Origin of the sequence: Mycobacterium numidiamassiliense (genome assembly GCF_900157365.1) — a bacterium.
Classification (GTDB): domain Bacteria; phylum Actinomycetota; class Actinomycetes; order Mycobacteriales; family Mycobacteriaceae; genus Mycobacterium; species Mycobacterium numidiamassiliense.
This window is the reverse complement of record NZ_FUEZ01000003.1, coordinates 776,214-792,514: the sequence shown is the minus strand read 5'-3', so window position 1 is coordinate 792,514 and position 16,301 is coordinate 776,214. Positions and strand designations below refer to the sequence as shown.

The window sequence follows — 16,301 nt, the reverse complement described above, 5'->3', positions numbered from 1 at the left end:
GGGCTCAGTGCCCGGCGGAGGTGAGCTGGTGATCCGCCTCGAGCAGCATCCACCCGCTCAGCTGTATCGAGAGATCGCGGCTCTGGTTCGGCGGTGACGCGAGCGAAGAGCCCGCGAGCTGGGGAAAGGTTTCCAGACCTGCCGGCGCGGTGACCGGGCGGGTCCAATCCGCACCGAACAGCGGCAGCCCGTCCACCTCGGCGCGGTTGTCCCAGGCCGCCCGCGCGGAGGCGTGCACGAGCCGGGCGGCGGTGGTGTCACCCAGGGCCAGCGCGGTCTGAGCGAGATACCTGGCGAGGATGCCCATGAACAGCCCGGAGTCGTTCCCGGCGCCCCCGGCGATCACGCCCGCGTCGGCGAGCCTGTCGGCGGTACCGGCGACCAGCGCCGCCGCGCGGTCACGATGGCTCGAATCGTTTGTGCGCAGCGCCAATTCGGCCTCCAGCCCAATGGCCACGCCCTGACAGTAGGTCAGCAGGGAGTGGTCCACCCGCCCGCTGGGTTCGTGCACGCCGTCGAAGATGAGGCCGCTTTCGGTGTCGCGCAGCCGGGTGTTCAGGAAATCGGCGAGTCGTTCGGCGCGGGACAGCTTGCCCAGGCGCGCCATCGCGATGCCGGCCGGACCGATCGCGGAGGTGCTGTAGTAATCTTTGCCGATCTTCCAGGGCACCGCGCCGACGGCCGGGTTCCAGCCGTCGAGCAGGGCGGTCCGCAGCTTCGGAACGGCATCGTCGAACCGGACGCCGAGGAGCCTGTCGGCGCGTTCGAGCGCCAGCACCAGCCACGACATGTCGTCGCAGTAGCCGTTGGTCCAGCCGCTGAGATTGCGGGTGTGAATGCCGCGCGCGATGGCGCCGATCCGGTCGATGCGTTCGGGGGTGCGTGCGCGGTACGCGGCATCCACCGCGCAGTCCAGCAGGTGGGCCTGCCACCAGTAACACCAGCGCCCCAGCAACAAATGGTCGAACAGAGACGACGGCCAGTGCAGCGTGCCCAGTTGCATCCCCGACTGCCACCAGAGCGTGTGCACGTGCCGCTCCATGACCGCCCGCTCCGCCAGGTCCGCCCGCTCCCTGAGCGCCACCGGGCCGAGGGACGACTTTGCTGTCATCGCCACCGCCTGGGTCGGCTGGTTCACCGCGGCGAGCGCGATGGCGCCCGCGACCGCTGAAAACACACCGCGTCGGCTGATCCCCTTGTTCGGGCGATCCATCCGCTCGAGCTCCCCTTTGCTGAACAACGATCGCCGGCCGGAAACCGTACAGCTGGATTTTATTCCGACATCAACGAAATCCTAAAAAATCAGAAAACCGGGCGCGTCCTGCCGGACGTTGAGTCTGTGAACGACGACTCAAGAGAGAGGTCTGCCAACAGACGCCGAACCGGATGCCGAGAGGGATGCCGACTCAGACGACTGATCGCTCCGATGTCTCAAATGTGACCACATCTGAGACAAATACGCTGGAAACTCCCCACGTAGAGGCTCTAGAGGTCACAACGTCTCGTAAGTCCGTTGACCGAACCCCGTGAATTGGTGCACGACAAACGAGAGTCGTCGACGGGTACGGCGGTCAGCTTAGCGGTTGACTTTTCGTGACCGCCGACAGCCCGCAAGTCGTGGTGTCTCGAATCTAGAGAAATTGGGCGGCTCATGTCTCGTCTCGACGAAATGTTGATCCAGCCCGGACTACCCGTCGGGTGTTTGGAGTTCGGTCGCCGGCATCTGTTGGGTCGCCGCCCACGACGCTAGTAGCGCTAAGCCGTCGGCGGTCGGCGTGCCCGCGGCAGCGGTGTAGACGTTGAGGAGCAGATTGGGTTCGTCGGGCAGTTCCAGGGACTCGACGTCGAGTTCGAGTTGGCCCACGACCGGATGGTGCACCCGCTTGCGGCCGGACCGGTGCAGCCGCACGTCCTGAGATGCCCATCGCTGCCGGAATAGGTCACTGCACGTTGACAATTCGCCGACTAGGGCGATGAGCTTTTCGTCGTGCGGGTTGCGGCCCGCTTCCATGCGTAGCTTTGCGGCCACGTCACTGGCGATTCGGTCGTAGTCGACAAAGAAATCTTTGGCCGCCTCGGGAGCTAGATAGACGAACCGCGCTGTGTTCGCGGGCCGTCGCGGGTCGGCCAGCACCGGTGAGAACAGCGCGCGGGCGAGCTGATTCATGGCGAGCACGTCATAACGTCCGTTACAGATCCAGGCCGGCGCATCGGAGATGGCGTCGAGCACCTGCAGCAGTGTCGAGCGCACCGTTACGGCCGCCGGCTTGTGCCGGCGTGGATTGCTGGGCGCCCCGGATTGGCGTGCGAGATGAAACAGGTGATCGCGCTCCGCTTCGTCGAGTTGTAGGGCAGAGGCCAACGCCTCGAGCACGCCGTCGGAGGCGCCAGCGAGGCTGCCGCGCTCCATGCGCACGTAGTAGTCGACCGATACCCCTGCCAGTAGCGCTACCTCTTCACGACGCAGACCTTTGACCCGACGGTTGCGGCCGTAGGCGGTCAGGCCCGCCTGCTCAGGGGCGATGCGGGCGCGACGCGAGCTGAGAAAGTCCCGGATCTCGGTGCGTAGATCCATCGTTGCCATCCCCTCACCGTAGGCGCGTCGCGCTGGCAAAGGGGAGGTACTGCTGGTACCCCGACGACCAGCGTTGCCTGACCTCGCCGGTGTCCCCCATCAGCAGCCTGGGTCACCGGCTGGTGAGTGGTGAAGCTCCGCACCGATGCTAAGTACCCGATGCGGTCGTGGCGATGCCGCCGTCGACCGGGACGATGGCGCCCGTGAGGTAGGAACCAGCCCGGCTGGCCAGGAACACGGCGATACCCGCCATGTCGTCGTCGCGGCCGAGCCGGCGCAGAGGGGCCGACTCGGTGATCGCGTCGCGCATCGCATCGAGCGTGGATGCCATCATCTGCGACGGGAACACTCCCGGCGCTACCGCGTTCACCGTGACGTGCTGAGGGCCCAATTCTCTGGCAAGCACTCTGGTGAGTTGATGGAGTGCCGCTTTGCTGCTGGCGTACGAGTAGTTGGGCGACTGGGCGACGTGGATAGCGGCGATGCTGCCGATGTTAATGATCCGCGCGGGATCATCGGCTGTACCCGCTCTGCGGAGTGCGGGCAGCAGCGCCTGCACCAGCCAAAACGGCGACTTGAGGTTGAGGTCGATCACGGTGTCCCAGGCCTCCTCTGGGAACGTCGCCAGCGGCTCGCGCCACATCGCTCCCGCATTGTTAACCAGAATGTTCAAGCGTTCCGAGTTCAACGTCACGAGGTTGGCGAGGCGCTGACACTCGTCGTGCCTGGACAGGTCGGCGGGGATCGCCTGGACCTCACCGAATTTCGACAGCTGCTGCTGCGCCTCCGCGCACGCGTCCGTACTGCGTGAGCTGATGACGACGCGGGCGCCTGCCTGCAGAAGGCCGCGCGCTATCATCAGCCCGATGCCCCTGGTGCCACCAGTGACCAGCGCGCACTTTCCACTTAGATCGAAAAGGCCTGTGTGCGATGTGAATTGGTCGTTTGCCATCTTAACCAGATTGGCAGGCGCGTTGGACCCCCGGGAGACCCTGGCGATACAGGTACTGCGAGAGCCACCCTTGAATCCACACGGCCGAATCCCAGCCGAGGCGGGCGAAGGGAACGCCCCAAGCGGCCGCGACTTCCTCTAGTCGCCGCGTCCACTTTCGCGGACGCAACGCAGTCAACGGATGACCCCCGAATCGAACCTTCGTCTCATTCCTAGAAAGCGAGACATGCCGAATCTGCCCGCTCCCTGGCACTGTTCGCGCAGCTGGAACTGTCTCGTATCTTGTCTCGCACCGCGCGTCTCGAATCCCTGCTCCGGGCAGGGCGGTGAGACTGATCGCTTGAGTTCCCTTGTGATGTGGAGATTTCTGCCCGCGGAAGTCCAGCAGGCGGATGGTCTGCAAAGTTGACCATAAGAGCCGCCGCGGGTGGGTTGGCTCCGTCTGCTGCCTGATTCCAGGGTTAAGCTGCCCGCGTGAAGCGAGTCGCGGCGGTTGCCGCTCTGGGAGTGGCCGTGGCGGGCGTGCGACGTTATGCGGCCGCACGGGATGCCATGGCTGCCGTGGCGCCCGATCTTCGCAGTCCGCTGATGCCGTTCTTCCCCACTACGTGGCGCGCTTGGCAACTTCCGCTCTTCCGCCTGGCCGGGCGGGTTCGCACGCCGGCAGGACGCGGCGTCACGGTGACCGAGCGCCGCGTCGGGGAGCCCGTCGTTCGGGTGCTCATCACCACGCCGACCGAGGGCCAGGGGCCGCGAGCCGGTGTGCTGTGGATTCACGGCGGGGGCTTTATCATTGGTACACCGCAAATGGAGCAGTCCGGAACAGCCCGACTAGCAAGGGATCTCGGCGTCGTCACCGTCTCACCGGATTACCGGTTGGCGCCCGAATATCCGTTCCCGGCCGCGCTCGACGACTGCATGGCCACCCTGCGGTGGATGCGCGCCAACGCCGACGAGTTGGGCATCGACCCGGATCGCATTGCGGTCATGGGGGCCAGTGCCGGCGGTGGCCTGTCCGCTGCCGTCGCCCAGCGCAGCCACGATGAGGGAATTCCGTTGCGGGCGCAGGTCCTCGTCTATCCGATGCTCGATGACCGGACGGTGCTGCGTGAGGACCACGCCGGACGCGGCCGGTTCATGTGGACGCCCTCATCCAACCGGTTCGGCTGGACGTCTTACCTGGGCCACGCGCCCCGGAGATCGGATGCGCCGCAGTACTCGGCACCGGCTCGCCGGGACGATCTGACCGGCCTGCCCCCGGCGTGGATCGGGGTCGGCGAGCTGGACTTGTTCTACGACGAGGATGTCGACTACGCCGAGAGGCTGAAGGCGAGCGGGGTGCCGTGCACGCTCGTCACCGTTCCCGGGATGTATCACGGGGGGGACGTATCCGGGGAGAAATCATTGTTGCTGAAGGACTTTCACCCGAGCGCGCAGGCCCATTTGCGCACGTATATCTAGCGCTTCGCGATCAACGGTCGGTCGTAGGACGGGTCCGTCGCGTCGCGCTGGGTGGTCCGCATCCCGGCCTGCATCGCGATGATCTCCTCGGTGAGCTGTGAGTCGGCCTCGGTGATGAATTCCACGACGCATACGCGATCGGCGATTGCCCAGCGGCCGTCACGCCGCTCGAGGCGGTCCACGTAGCGGCCACCCGAAATCGTCATGTGGTTGGCCGGTTCGCGATCGGTTCCGACAAACAAGTAGTAGGTCTCGGCGTGGGCCACGTCGCCGTCGATGTCCACGCTGTGGTTGAGCAGGTAATGCTGATGACGGGTCTGGGTGCTGTGGTAGGCGAGTGCCCAGTCGATGAAATCGTCGACCACACCGACGAATCCGACGTGATCGTCGACGGCGCCGTCGTGATAGGCCGACCGCAGCAGCACGCGGTCGGCGCGATCTATGCCGCGCGCGTATCGCTGCATGCAGTCATAGATCTCAGCCCGGTCGGTGAGCCGCTGGATCTGCTCGCGTAATTCGGTGTCCACGTTCTCATCTCGTTGACGGCGATCGAACCTGGACTCTACGATGGAACAGATATTTGGTCAACCATGGTTCCCGGAGGTCGCGCGTGGCGAACGGCGCACCGGCTGATCGGCTAGCGGCCCTTGGCATGCTGGCGTCCGCGCTCGCCGGACGCCCCACGGCCGTCGCCGCGCAGCAACCGGATGCGCCGGTGTGGACCGATGGTCAGACGATATTCGTCGATCCGGCGCGCATCAGCCTGAAAGCCGTTGCCGTGCAAGCATCTTTGGTCGCGGCGGGCAGCCTGGACCCCGACATCGTGCGTCGCCTCGGCCGTCATCCCCGGGTGGCGCGGCGTTATCTGGCCGTCGAGGGGCATCGCGCACTGGTCAGCAACGCCGATGTGCTGCCGAGCGTCCTGGCCACGGTGGCCGATCCCGACATCGCCGCCCGCACTGACTCGCCCGCCGCGTCGTTGCGCCTGGCCTCCGGACCCTCGGCGATCGACGAGCCGCCGCCCGAATTCGGCGTCATCCGTGCCGGCAAGATCCTGGCCGCAATTGCCCAGGCCGCTCGACACGCAGACCAGGAGCAGTCCGCCCACATTCCCCGCAGTCGACGTGCACGGGAATTGGAAGAACTGGACGACGGCGAGGTTGACGACAGCGACGACCCCGACCTGTTCACCAGCCCCGTCGGTGGTGGCGGTTTCATCGGCAAATGGCTGAAGAAGATGCTGTCGTCGGCCCGCAAGACCGGTAGTGGAGGCGGGCCGCCCGGCGCCGACAGCCCAACACACCGAACCAATTCGTCGCGTCGCGGCGCGGGGGCCGTGCGATCGCTGGCCTCCGCATCCAGCGAGGAGGTCGACGCCCCGGCAGTCGACGGCTTTGTCTATCCGGAATGGGACGTCCGCCGCAGGGCCTATCGGCCGCATTGGTGCACCGTGCGTGAGGTCGAGCCGACGATCAAGCAAACAGCCACCCAGGGGATCGACGATGCCATCGGCCTGCGGCGGCCGCTGGCGCGGCTCGGGATGGCGCTGCATCGTCGCCACCGCCAGTCCCAGGGCGACGACATCGATATCGACGCCGCCGTGGAAGCCCACGTCGAGAGGCTGGCCGGGTCCGTACCGGACGAGGCGGTGTACATCGACAGCCTCCGGCGCAGGCGCGATCTGTCGGTGCTGCTGTTGTTGGACGTCTCGGGTTCGGCGGCGGAGCCCGGCACCCTGGGGCGCACCGTCCACGAGCAACAGCGTGCGGTGGTCGCCGACCTGACGGTTGCCCTGCACGATTTGGGGGACCGGGTGGCGCTCTACGCGTATTACTCGCAGGGCCGCGCCGCGGTGAACATGTTGCCGATCAAGCGGTTCGACGACCACGTGAACGCCCGCTTCATCCGGCGGCTCAACAGCTTGGAGCCCGGCGCCTACTCGCGGCTGGGTGCGGCGATCCGCCATGGCTCGGCGGTATTGGAGACACATGGCGGTACCTCACGACGGTTGATGGTGGTGCTGTCCGACGGGCTGGCCTACGACCACGGCTACGAGCGCGCCTACGGCGCCGCCGATGCCCGCCGCGCGTTGACCGAGGCCCGGCGCCGGGGGACGGGATGTGTGTGCCTGACCGTCGGCGCGGGCACCGACTTGGAGTCGCTGCGCCGAGTTTTCGGCAGCACAGCACACGCGACCGTGGCACACCCGGACCAACTCGCTGGCGTGATCGGGCCGTTGTTCCGTTCCGCGCTCCGCTCGGCTGAGGTGCGAAGACGGGTGTCCTGACGCCGCCGCGGACCTCGCCGGACGCTTGAAACAAATATCTGTTCCGGTTAGGCTCCACTGACCGCAGTGCCGCGGGGGAAGAGAAGGGTAGCGATGGCCGACGAGCCCATGCTCGCTGAGCAGAACGGCGCGATCCCGGTAGCGGAAACAGCCCGTCCCTTCTACCAAGCAGTGGGTAACGAGGAGGCCGTCTTCAAGGCGGCCCATCGGCAGGGCCTTTCCCTGCTGCTCAAGGGACCGACCGGCTGCGGCAAGACGCGCTTCGTCGAGGCGATGGCCCACGATCTGGGCCGACCGCTGATCACCGTCGCCTGCCACGACGACCTCACCACCGCGGACCTGGTCGGCCGGTATCTGCTGCGCGGCAGCGAGACGGTGTGGGTCGACGGCCCGCTCACCCGGGCGGTCCGGGAGGGCGCGATCTGCTATCTCGACGAGGTGGTGGAGGCGCGCCAGGACACGACGGTGGTGCTGCATCCTCTGGCAGACCATCGGCGGCAGCTGCCGATCGAACGGCTCGGAGTGACGCTGGACGCGGCCCCGGGATTCGGCCTAGTGGTGTCGTACAACCCCGGCTACCAAAGCGTGCTGAAGGACCTCAAGGACTCGACGCGCCAGCGCATGGTCGCCATCGAATTCGGCTTTCCGGCAACCGAAGTCGAAGAGAAGATCGTCGTCTACGAAGCCGGCGTGAATCCGGCCACGGCGGCCGAACTGGTCCGGCTCGCCCACGCGATCCGTCGCCTGGAAACCGGCGGGCTGCGTGAGGTCGCCTCCACCCGCGTGCTGATCGCCGCGGGCAGGCTCATCGTCGAGGGCCTGAGCATGCGCGAGGCGGCCAGGGCCGCGATCACCGGACCCCTCACCGACGACGGCGCGGTGGGGCGCAGCCTCAACGAGATGATCGACGTCTACCTGCCCGAGCTGGACGGGGCCCGATGATTGACGCCGCAAAGCACCCCGAGCTAGGGTCTGAACAAATATTAGGTCGACCGGCGGGCCACTGCGGCTAACTCGCGTTTCCCTTGGAGGTCAGATGTCCTACGAAAGCACCGCCGAGCCGATCAAGGTCGGCTACCTGATGGACTTCAGGTTGCCGCCCGGCTTTCCCGAAGATCTGTTCGCCTCTTTCACCCAGACTTTCGACCTCATTTTCGAAGAGGCGGTCGCGCAGGGCCTAATGGACCGTCCCGTGCAGATGGTCTATCGCGAAGTGGAGGGTCTGCCCAAGGGTTCGGTCAAGGCGGTGATCGACGCGTACGCAGAACTGGTCGACGAGGGCTGCCTCGTGGTGTTCGGTCCGAACATCACCGATAACTGCGTTCCGTTGCGTGAAGCGATCGAGGAGCGTTTCAAGGTTCCGGCGATCAGCGTGACCGGGACCGACGACTGGTTGGGGGAGTGGACCTTCGCATTCCCCCAGGGATCCATGACCGATGAGCCGATCTTCCTGGCCGATCTGATCGCCAAACGAGAACTCGCCGAGATCGGTGTGCTGGTCGAACAGAGCCTCATCGGTGAGAGCTACCTGAAGAACCTGCGAAGTGCCTGTCGGCGCAAGAACATTCGGATCGTGGCGGAAGTTGCCATCGCCCAGACGGCTCAGGACATCAACGCTGCAGTGCATACGCTGCACGAGGCAAAGGCCGAGGCGATTGTCCACCTGGGATTCGGATTCGGCATCGTCTTCATCAACCCGGCGCTCCAGTCCCTCGGCTGGGACCCGCCCCGCTTCACCACCACCGCATGGCAGAACGCATGGGTTAACCCCATCATGTGGAACGCGTTCATGGGCTGGACCGGTGTCGACCAGTACGACGAAGCGAATCAGATCGGGCAGGACTTCCTCGACACCTACGCGAAGAAGTACAACGGCAGTCGCCCCGAATTTTGCGTGACCGTCGTCAACCGCGACGTCGCCGCCACACTTGTGCGGGCATTCACCGACTCCCATCCACTTAGCCCGCGCGGCGTCAAAGAGGCGCTGGAGCGGGTCAAAATGTTGCCCGCCGCTTCCGGCGCCCCCGGTACCCGGGTGTCCTTCGGCAAATGGACCCGCCGCGCGTGGATGGGCGCGGGTTACTTGGTGGCCCGAACTCTGGATGCCGACGGCATCAACTCCCACCTGGTCGATCGATTCGGCGAGTGAGGCACACACCATGAGTACCGACCAATCGCTACCGGTAACCCACGACAGCACTCCGGAATCCGCGCCGCGCAGCGCAAAGCGCGGCTGGGGCGGCTGGGTCGCCGGGGCCGCCCTGGCGGCCTTCACCGTCTTCTTCATCGCGAACTGCCGTGTCGCCCTCGACCCGCGGGTCGCCAACCCCAATGTCCAGGGCCGGCCGCGCCCGGTGAAATTCCTCTTTGGGCTGGACTACATCACGTTCCTGCACATCTCGACCATCATCATGCTGCTGGTGCTGCTGGTGGTGTTCATCCGGGGCTGGCGACGCAATCCGGGCAGCCCGGTGATGCTGATGTTCCTGTGCACCACCCTGATCGTGTGGCAGGACCCGATCATGAACTGGTCCCCATTCGCCGTCTACAACCCCGATCTCATCCACTGGCCGGAGTCGTGGCCGCTGGTGTCGCTGTCACCAACCGTGGAGCCGTTCGTCGTATTCGGCTACGTCACTTTCTATTTCGGCCCTTACTTCCCGGCGATCGCGATCCTGCGCAAGCTGCAGGCCAGGCGCGGGCCGCAGGCGTTCGTCTCGCGACACCCGTTGTGGAGCCTGGGTCTGCTAACGCTGGTAATCGGGTTTATCTTTGACGCGTGGCTGGAGATCCAGCTTGTGCACGCCGGCATGTACATCTACTCGCAGGTGATTCCGTGGGGTTCGGTGTTCACCGGCAGCACCTTTCAGTTCCCGCTGATCTGGGAGTCGCTCTCGGTGACCTTCGTGATGATCCCGGCGGCGATACTCTGCTATCGCGACGACACCGGTAAATCGGTCGCGGAGAAGCTGACAGCGAAAGCCAGGATCATCCCGAGGCGGCCGGTGCTGGGCACCTTCCTGGTGATGTTCGCCATCATGAACGTGTCGTACTTCGCCTACGGCGCGTGGTTCTGGGCGATCAAAATGAGCCACGCGGCGACCTCCGTTGCCTGCCCGTGGCCCTATCCGGAGGCCAAAGTCTATGACCCGCAAGGGTTTTACGAGAAGGCGGGCGCCCAGGGGCCGTATTCCGTCGGCATCTGGTCGACCTGGGCGAGCGGTGAACCCAACGGACGGCCGCATGTCGAGCCGCCTCCGGAGGGTGTAGGCGCCTGCGCAACCCCGAGCCCGCATGGGTGAGCCCCGCAGCGTTGTCATCACCGGCGCGTCCCGCGGCCTCGGCTTCGCCTCGGCGGTTCGGCTCTACCGCGAGGGGTGGCGGGTGGTCGCGGCCATGCGCACTCCCGATAAGGCGATGCCGCTGCTGCGTGCGGCGGCCGGCTCCGCTGAGGACGACGGCCGGTTGGTCGGTGTTCAACTCGACCTGTTGGACTCGGCGTCAATCACCGCCGCCGCCAAGGCAATTGAAGACGCCGTGGGCGCGCCCTACGCACTGGTGCACAACGCTGGAATCTCCGCCGCCGGCATGGTGGAGGAGACCGACATGACCCTGTGGCAGAACATGTACACCACCAGCGTGTTGGGGCCGGTCGTACTCACCCAGGCGCTGCTGCCCGCGATGCGGGCCGCGGGCGAGGGGCGCATCGTGCTGGTGTCCAGCGCCGCCGGGGTGCGCGGTCAGCCGGCGACCGCGCCGTACTCGGCGGCAAAAGGCGCGTTGGAGCGCTGGGGCGAGTCGATGGCGTGCGAGATCGCGCCGTTCGGTCTCGGCGTCACCGTGTTGGTCGCGGGCATGTACGACACCGAGATCATCACCGACGCCGGTACCACCGACGATCGCGATTTCGCCGGCCCGTACGCCCGGCTGCACAACACCATGAACAGCCGCGGCCGGGCCGCGATGAAGTTGGCTCGGCCAGCCGAACGGTTCACCGGGGGATTGCTCAAGGCCCTGGACGACACCGGCTCGTTCCGGCGTCGAGGTGTGGGGCCGGATGCGTCGATGTTGTTGGTGTCCAACCGAATTCTTCCGGCCATCGGGATGCATCACATGTCCCGGATTATCTTGGGCATACCCAAGCAGGGATCGATGCGCGACGGGGCGTGGCCGCTGACACTTAACCAACGGGCGATGGTGTTGGTCGCGCGGATTCTGCCACAGCCGGTATTGCAACGCTTAGCATCGCTGGCGGCCAAGCGCCGCAAGGGAACTGACGGGGAGTAAGGGGTTAGACATGGAACAGCTTTTCGACGACCTGGAGGATTTCGGCGCCTTCGACGACGCGATCTCCGGCGACGTGCGTGATCCGTACACCGAGCTGGCCCGGCTGCGTCACGAAGAACCGGTGCAGCGCCTCGAGACCTCCGGAGCGCTTCCGCACGAGGAATCGCTGCCGATGTTCATCGTGTACCGGCACGAGGATGTCCAGCAGATGCTGCGCGACAACGAGACGTTCTCGTCGGCGGCCGTCATCGCTGCGTTCGGCCCGGTCCTCGGTGAAGGCGTGATGCTCGGCATGGACGAGCCCATCCACGGCCGCTTGCGTTCGCTGGTATCGAAGGCGTTCACGCAGAAGTCGTTGGCGCGCTGGCAGGACGAGTTGGTCGGACGGGTGGCGAACAGCCTGATCGACAAGTTCGCGCCCAATGGCAAGGCGGACCTGGTGAAGGAGTTCACCTTCGACTACCCGAGCCAGATCATTGCGGGCCTGCTGGGCCTGCCGCAGGAGGACTACCCGCAGTTCCAGCGCTGGTCGATCTCGCTGCTGAGCTGGTTGATGAACCCCGAACGCGGGCTTGCGGCCTCGGCCGCGCTGTGCGAATACTTCGCCCCGATCCTCGAGGCTCGCCGCGCCGAGCCGAAGGACGATCTGATCAGTGCGCTCGGTGCGGCCGAGATCGACGGGCAGAAGCTCGCGGACGAGGAGATCTTCTCGTTCCTGCGGCTGCTGCTGCCCGCCGGCGTGGAGACGACCTACCGGTCGCTGGGCAGCCTGCTGTTGGCGCTGTTGTCGGACCCGGCGCAATTGGCGGCTATCCGGGCCGATCGGTCGCTGCTTCCGCAGGCCATCGAGGAGGGCGTGCGCTGGGAGCCGCCGCTGCTGACGATCACCCGGGTGGCGACCCGCGACACCGAACTCGGTGGAGTGGCAATTCCGGCCGGCGCCACGGTGATGCCGATGCTGGGTTCGGCCAACCGGCAAGAGGATCGCTATCCCGATCCGAATACGTTCGACATCCACCGGGAGGCTAGGGCGAATCTCGGTTGGGGGCACGGCGTCCACGTGTGCCTCGGCATGCACCTGGCTCGCCTCGAAATGCGCACGGCCATAAACCTTCTGCTGGACCGGTTGCCCAATCTGCGGCTGGACCCCGACGGCGATGACCCGCACATCCGCGGACAGGTGTTCCGGTCGCCGACCTCGGTGCCGGTGCTGTTCGACCCGCAGTAACTCGGCGTCGCGGTCGGCGTCGCCGGAACAAACGTTAGGTGTTGTCGCTCGAAAACCTGGACAACATGGAACCGTTCATCGCCAATTGGTGGGGTACGGCAACCGCCGCGACCACCTAGGCGGAACGACGGATGCCGCGGGCGCGGCCGATGTCACCCTTGAGCAGCAGGTCGCGCTCGGATTCAGACAGTCCGCCCCAAACTCCGTAGGGCTCACCGACTTCGAGCGCATGGGAACGGCACGCCTCGATCACCGGGCAACGCCGGCACATCTCTTTGGCGCGCTGTTCACGCTGCATGCGGGCGCGGCCACGTTCGCCGTCTGGGTGAAAGAACATCGATGAGTCGACGCCGCGGCACAGTCCTTGCAACTGCCAGTTCCAGATGTCGGCGTTGGGACCAGGTAGCTGCTCAGGTTGTGGCATGGCTAGTTCCCTCTCTGCACGGCGCGCCCTAAGGTTTGCGTAGTGAGTGTGCATCCGATTTGGGGTGACGTCACCGATGACTACCCGTCATTGCTAGAACTTAAGTGCGACGGTGAATTTCAGTCAATAGGCGTTTAGACCGACAAAGTATGTACCGGCCGGAAGAGAATTAACTCCGCGTTCATCTGCTACGCATTTCGCGTACGAGAAGGGTGCTACCAGGCACTTGACCAAACTGAGATTTCCCAGCTCAGGACGTACGGGGTCGAGGGGGCCATTTTGTGCAGGGCCAGTGGTGATTAACATTTCAGTAACACGGACACTACGAACTGTTTACTACTATCAGTGTGATTGAAACTCGTCACACTTTTGAGATTGAGCGGACGCTGGCCGCCGCCGCGTTCGGAAACCAACCCGAAAGTTGGCCGCTACCGGGCGCGACGACCCGGAACCAGTTATGGCTGCGAGCCGTTGCCGCGGGCGGGCAGGGCCGTTACGGCAGCGCCTACCGTGACCTGGCCGAGCTGCGCCGCGGTGCGCGAGCCGGCCGGTTGCTCTCACTGGCCCACAGCACTCACGGATCGTTCCTGCGCCAACTCGGCTGGCACGCGCTGGCCCGGCGCTGGGACGGTCGTGCCCTGGCGCTGGCCGGCGCCGACCCCGAGGCCCGTGCCGATGCGCTGATCGGGCTGGCGGCCGACGCGCTGGGGGTCGGCCGCTTCGCCGCGGCGTCGACCTTGCTGGCCCGGGCGGACGCGGAGCTGGTGCGGGCAGACGCGGAGCCGGTCCCGGACCGGCTCCCGGTGCGCCGTCGGTGGGTCGGCGCGGAATTGGCCATGGCCACCGGAGACGGTCCCACGGCTGTCCGTCATGCCACCGAGGCGGTGCAGCTGGCCACGGCGATGGGTGTCGCCTCGGCGCGCCACGGCGTCAAGAGCGAGGTGGTGCTCGCCGCCGCGCTGTGCAGTGCGGGTCAGGTTGACCGCGCCCGGACAGTCGCCGAGGCCGCCCTGGACGCCACCGACCGCCACGGGCTGATTCCGCTTCGTTGGGCGCTGTCCTGCTTGCTGATCGATATCACTAGCGTCACGTTTTCAGCACGGAAGTTGTCCGAACTTCGCGATATCTCCGCAGGCCAGGTGCGGCGCGCCGGGGGAACGTGGCGTAACGCTTGAAACGGCCTCTGGCCGTTATTGTCATTGCGTGAGTTAGCCCGTGATGTGCCCGGTTCGTAACGTTGGAGATACCGCAGTCGATGACAATTCAAGCGGAACGTCTCGACGCTGTGGTTGCTGAGGCCGTAGCGGGAGACCGAAACGCACTACGGGAGGTGCTGGAAACCATCCGTCCGATTGTCGTGCGATATTGCCGAGCGCGTGTCGGCACAGTCGATCGGGGTGGCTTGTCGGCCGACGACGTGGCTCAGGAGGTGTGCTTGGCGACTCTGACGGCGCTGCCGCGCTACAAGGATCGCGGTCGTCCCTTTATGGCGTTCCTGTACGGCATCGCGGCGCACAAGGTGGCCGACGCCCATCGGGCCGCCGGTCGCGACCTTGCCTTCCCGGCCGAGTCGGTGCCCGAGCGCTGGTCGACCGACGCCGGCCCGGAGCAACGGGCCATCCAATCCGATTCGGCCAGCCGCATGAGCGAACTGCTCGAGATCCTGCCCGCCAAGCAGCGCGAGATCCTGATCCTGCGCGTGGTGGTCGGCCTGTCGGCCGAGGAGACCGCCGCCGCCGTCGGCGCAACCGCCGGAGCTGTTCGGGTTGCCCAGCACCGTGCCTTGTCACGGCTGAAGTCCGAGATCGTCGCGGCGGGTGACTATGCCTGACTTCACGCTCCCCGACGGGCCCGCTCTGGACGAGTTCGCCCGCACCGATCTGCTGCTCGACGCGCTGGGTCAACGCGAGCCAATCGACGTCGACGACCCCAGCGAGGACATGCTGGCCGGCCTGCTCGCCGACTGGCGCGACGACTTGCGCTGGCCACCGGCCAGCGCACTGGTGTCCCCGGAAGAAGCCGTCGCCGCGCTGCGCGCCGGACTCGAGGAGCGCCGCCACGGCCGTCGCGGCCTGGCGATGGTCGGATCGGTGGCAGCAACGCTGTTGGTGCTCAGCGGGTTTGGGGCCATGGTGGTGGAGGCGCGTCCGGGCGGGACGCTGTACGGCCTGCACGCGATGTTCTTCGACGAGCCGCGGGTCAACCAGAACCAGATCATGTTGTCCGCCAAGGCCGATTTGGCCAAGGTGCAGGAATTGATCGACCAGGGCCAGTGGAGCCAGGCGCAGAATCAGCTCAACGAAGTCAGCAGCTCGCTGCAGTCCATGGACGCAAGCACCGGCCGCAACGACCTGATGGACGAGGTGAACCTGCTGCACACCAAGGTTCAGTCGCGCAACCCGAACGCGACGCTGCCGGCTCCGGTCGCTACGCCTTCGGCGCCGGTCGCCTCACCGCCGGCGGCGCCACCCGCTCCGTCCGCGTTGCCTCCGAAAGCGGCCACACCCGCGCCGGCCAGCCCACCGGCAGCCGCGCCTACTCCGTCACCGACCAAGCACCACCATCACGGCCAGCCACCGCCGCCGACCGCACCGGGTCAGTGACGCCAGTGAAATCCGTCGGCGTCTGAGGTCGCCTCGTTGAGCGAGGCATCGGCGTATCCCCGGCAGTAATCCCACGTGACATAGGCGTCCGGCTCGGGATCGTAGGCAGGCTCGTGCGGGCGGACGGTGCCGTCGATCAGCAGTTGCAGCAGATTTGCCCGCAGCATGTCCCAGTCGTGATAGTGGTCCTGCTGGCACTCGTCGCAACACACCACAAGTCCGCGAATTCCCTTGTGCGCCAACAGAGCTTCGTAGACGGCAAGATCGGCCAGGTCGGCCTCGACTGCCATCCGCTCCTGTTGATCCAGGGGTTGTCCCGGCTCGACAGCTTCCAGCGCGGCCGACGGATCGCATGGGTCGTCGGCAAAGGGGTCGGGCGGCAAACCCGGCGGGAGGTGATCACGCACGCCCATAGCCTACGCAAGCGGGTCGTGATAACGCCAGCAGAGAAGTGCCGCGCCGCGCGGGAACGCGGCGCGCCACA

16 protein-coding genes are annotated in these 16,301 nt (G+C 66.1%); 10 read left to right on the top strand and 6 right to left on the bottom strand.

The genetic code is table 11. The features are described 5' to 3' along the window. Positions 1–4 precede the first annotated feature (4 nt). From MNAB215_RS03520 to MNAB215_RS03510, 3 genes are all read right to left on the bottom strand, one after another. Positions 5–1,213 carry a glycoside hydrolase family 76 protein gene (locus tag MNAB215_RS03520; RefSeq protein WP_083745993.1) on the bottom strand — a complete coding sequence of 403 codons (1,209 nt, stop codon included), beginning with the start codon at positions 1,211–1,213 and terminating at the stop codon, positions 5–7. 474 nt (positions 1,214–1,687) lie between these two features. Beyond that, positions 1,688–2,584 (bottom strand): helix-turn-helix transcriptional regulator, encoded by an 897-nt coding sequence (locus MNAB215_RS03515; RefSeq protein ID WP_077077479.1) that lies wholly within the window; start codon positions 2,582–2,584, stop codon positions 1,688–1,690. A gap of 139 nt (positions 2,585–2,723) precedes the next feature. Then, positions 2,724–3,527: an SDR family oxidoreductase gene (locus MNAB215_RS03510; RefSeq protein ID WP_077077478.1), complete on the bottom strand. Its 804-nt coding sequence runs from the start codon at positions 3,525–3,527 to the stop codon at positions 2,724–2,726. 474 nt (positions 3,528–4,001) lie between these two features. Here MNAB215_RS03510 and MNAB215_RS03505 point away from each other — a divergent pair, with 474 nt between their 5' ends. Next, positions 4,002–4,988: an alpha/beta hydrolase gene (locus MNAB215_RS03505; protein WP_077077477.1), complete on the top strand. Its 987-nt coding sequence runs from the start codon at positions 4,002–4,004 to the stop codon at positions 4,986–4,988. Here the strand turns inward: MNAB215_RS03505 and MNAB215_RS03500 are convergent. After that, positions 4,985–5,515 (bottom strand): nuclear transport factor 2 family protein, encoded by a 531-nt coding sequence (locus tag MNAB215_RS03500; RefSeq protein ID WP_077077476.1) that lies wholly within the window; start codon positions 5,513–5,515, stop codon positions 4,985–4,987. The genes MNAB215_RS03505 and MNAB215_RS03500 overlap by 4 nt on opposite strands. Before the next feature lie 125 nt (positions 5,516–5,640). On the opposite strand from MNAB215_RS03500, the gene MNAB215_RS03495 reads away from it, so the two are divergent. The 6 genes from MNAB215_RS03495 to MNAB215_RS03470 all read left to right on the top strand — a co-directional run bounded on the left by MNAB215_RS03495 (position 5,641) and on the right by MNAB215_RS03470 (position 12,790). Continuing rightward, positions 5,641–7,275 carry a nitric oxide reductase activation protein NorD gene (locus tag MNAB215_RS03495; protein ID WP_108637525.1) on the top strand — a complete coding sequence of 545 codons (1,635 nt, stop codon included), beginning with the start codon at positions 5,641–5,643 and terminating at the stop codon, positions 7,273–7,275. Between the two features lie 93 nt (positions 7,276–7,368). Further along, positions 7,369–8,217, top strand: coding sequence for a CbbQ/NirQ/NorQ/GpvN family protein (locus tag MNAB215_RS03490; protein ID WP_077077474.1), 849 nt, complete (start codon positions 7,369–7,371; stop codon positions 8,215–8,217). A 94-nt stretch (positions 8,218–8,311) separates the two neighbouring features. Further along, positions 8,312–9,424, top strand: coding sequence for an ABC transporter substrate-binding protein (locus tag MNAB215_RS03485; protein WP_077077473.1), 1,113 nt, complete (start codon positions 8,312–8,314; stop codon positions 9,422–9,424). 10 nt (positions 9,425–9,434) lie between these two features. Further along, the gene (locus tag MNAB215_RS03480) at positions 9,435–10,577 is read left to right on the top strand and encodes a spirocyclase AveC family protein (RefSeq protein ID WP_077077472.1); all 1,143 of its coding nucleotides are present in this window, start codon (positions 9,435–9,437) and stop codon (positions 10,575–10,577) included. Next, the gene (locus MNAB215_RS03475; RefSeq protein WP_077077471.1) at positions 10,570–11,562 is read left to right on the top strand and encodes an SDR family NAD(P)-dependent oxidoreductase; all 993 of its coding nucleotides are present in this window, start codon (positions 10,570–10,572) and stop codon (positions 11,560–11,562) included. The genes MNAB215_RS03480 and MNAB215_RS03475 overlap by 8 nt, the downstream gene beginning before the upstream one ends. Before the next feature lie 10 nt (positions 11,563–11,572). After that, positions 11,573–12,790, top strand: a complete 1,218-nt coding sequence (locus MNAB215_RS03470; RefSeq protein WP_077077470.1) for a cytochrome P450 — start codon at positions 11,573–11,575, stop codon at positions 12,788–12,790. Positions 12,791–12,905: 115 nt separating this feature from the next. Here the strand turns inward: MNAB215_RS03470 and whiB3 are convergent, their stop codons facing one another. Beyond that, entirely contained in the window at positions 12,906–13,214 is a 309-nt protein-coding gene (gene whiB3 / locus MNAB215_RS03465) for a redox-responsive transcriptional regulator WhiB3 (protein ID WP_077077469.1), read from the bottom strand. A 347-nt stretch (positions 13,215–13,561) separates the two neighbouring features. On the opposite strand from whiB3, the gene MNAB215_RS03460 reads away from it, so the two are divergent. The 3 genes from MNAB215_RS03460 (at position 13,562) to MNAB215_RS03450 (ending at position 15,817) form a co-directional block, all read left to right on the top strand. Continuing rightward, positions 13,562–14,389 (top strand): hypothetical protein, encoded by an 828-nt coding sequence (locus MNAB215_RS03460; protein ID WP_077077468.1) that lies wholly within the window; start codon positions 13,562–13,564, stop codon positions 14,387–14,389. Between the two features lie 80 nt (positions 14,390–14,469). Beyond that, the gene (locus tag MNAB215_RS03455) at positions 14,470–15,045 is read left to right on the top strand and encodes a sigma-70 family RNA polymerase sigma factor (protein ID WP_077077467.1); all 576 of its coding nucleotides are present in this window, start codon (positions 14,470–14,472) and stop codon (positions 15,043–15,045) included. Next, positions 15,038–15,817, top strand: coding sequence for an anti-sigma-D factor RsdA (locus MNAB215_RS03450; protein ID WP_077077466.1), 780 nt, complete (start codon positions 15,038–15,040; stop codon positions 15,815–15,817). Before MNAB215_RS03455 ends, MNAB215_RS03450 begins: the two co-directional genes overlap by 8 nt. On the opposite strand, the gene MNAB215_RS03445 is transcribed toward MNAB215_RS03450, so the two are convergent. Then, positions 15,811–16,224: a DUF5319 domain-containing protein gene (locus MNAB215_RS03445; protein WP_077078381.1), complete on the bottom strand. Its 414-nt coding sequence runs from the start codon at positions 16,222–16,224 to the stop codon at positions 15,811–15,813. The genes MNAB215_RS03450 and MNAB215_RS03445 overlap by 7 nt on opposite strands. Positions 16,225–16,301: the final 77 nt, after the last annotated feature.